1 pseudogene is annotated in these 459 nt (G+C 47.1%); it reads left to right on the plus strand.

The annotated features are described in order from the left end of the window. Positions 1 to 459, plus strand: a pseudogene (locus ES017_RS15355) (hypothetical protein); the annotation flags it as partial.

Consider the following 459-nt stretch of genomic DNA (forward strand, 5'->3'; position numbering starts at 1 on the left):
CCATTTATCTGACGAAGGTATTACTTTTATTGTTACTGCGGGTAATCACGCAGTCGGCGTTCTTGCTTGTGCATCTCCCGGAAGCGCGCGTGCGTGTGTATCTTCTCTTGATGAAGAAAGTACTGCCGATACAGGAAGTAATGAAAATAACACCAAAGCAAAACTGGATATGGCAAAAGGGGAGATAACAACCCACGGAACAGAAAGTTATGCCGCTTACGCTAATGGCACTGTCGTCAAGGCGGGTAGCAAGCTTGATTATACCAATGCCAGCGTTACATTAACCGATGTTGATATTACCACGCATGGGGACAATGCTCATGCCATCGCTGCTCGCCAGGGGACTGTTTCATTTAACCAGGGAGAAATTCATACAACGGGTCCTGACACCGCGATTGCTAAAATTTATAATGGCGGCAAGGTGACGCTGAAAAATACATCTGCAGTCGCGCATCAGGG

Source organism: Anoxybacillus sp. EFIL (assembly GCF_013096955.1).
Classification (GTDB): Bacteria; Bacillota; Bacilli; order Bacillales; family Anoxybacillaceae; genus Anoxybacillus; species Anoxybacillus ayderensis.